This window comes from Psychrobacter sp. 1U2 (genome assembly GCF_051847575.1).
In genome coordinates this window covers 1-1006 of the sequence record NZ_JBPYDC010000520.1, presented here as the reverse complement: position 1 = coordinate 1006, position 1006 = coordinate 1, and the positions used below count along the sequence as shown (strand labels likewise).

The 1006-nt window shown below is 45.4% G+C and carries 1 protein-coding gene; it reads right to left on the bottom strand.

Annotated elements, in window-relative coordinates:
* A partial coding sequence (locus ACS8FD_RS17010) for a DNA polymerase (protein WP_439276711.1) occupies positions 1 to 1006 on the bottom strand: 1006 nt, incomplete at both ends.

The window sequence follows — 1006 nt, the reverse complement described above, 5'->3', positions numbered from 1 at the left end:
GGCGCCTTGTTTGACCATGCGATTGCTATGATTGATATCAGGCGTATAGAGCTTACGACCCAGTATAGTCTCGACATAACCACGATTGACAGCACTGGCACGTGTATCAACCATATATTGCTTAACTCCCGGATAGCGATCAAAGTACATATCGATATAATCTTGTGCCTCACCGCGGCTCATTTGGAGTTGTTTTGCCAGCCCAAAGGCGCTCATACCATAGAGTAGACCAAAGTTAATGGCTTTGGCATTGCGGCGCTCAGTGGCAGTAACTGCTTCAACATCTTTGCCAAGTACCTCCGCAGCAGTCGCGGCGTGAATATCCAGCCCTTCTTTAAAAGCGTGAGTTAAGTTGGCGTCTTCTGAGAAGTGCGCCATGAGGCGCAGCTCAACCTGTGAGTAATCCGCTGCCAAAATAACGCGTCCTTTTGGGGCAATAAAAGCCTGGCGAATCAAGCGGCCTGTCACCGTACGAATTGGTATGTTTTGTAAATTAGGATCAGTTGACGATAGACGTCCGGTACTGGTCAATGCCTGATGGTAGCTAGTATGCACACGATCAGTCTCGTTATCGGCTACGGCATCAAGTGCATCGGTATAGGTGCTTTTAAGCTTAGATAAGCCGCGATATTCCAGTACGATTTCTACTAATGGGTGATCAATCTTCGATAATATAGCTTCACCAGTAGAGTACTGTCCTGACTTGGTTTTTTTACCACCAGGGACGCCAAGCTTATCAAATAGCATCTCACCGAGCTGCTTTGGTGAGCCTAAGTTAAATTCTTCGCCAGCAATTTCATAAGCGCGTTTTTCTAGAGCGATAATTTCTTCATCAAAGCGTTTAGACAGCTCATTGAGGAAAGAGCGCTTAATCAAAATACCGTTTGCTTCCATTTGACAAAGAATTTGGGCTGTTGGAATCTCTAGCTCGTGCAGTAATTTCGCGTTGTTGTCATCCTCAGTAAGTTGCCTATGAAACAGATCAAAGAGCTGATAAGTAATATCG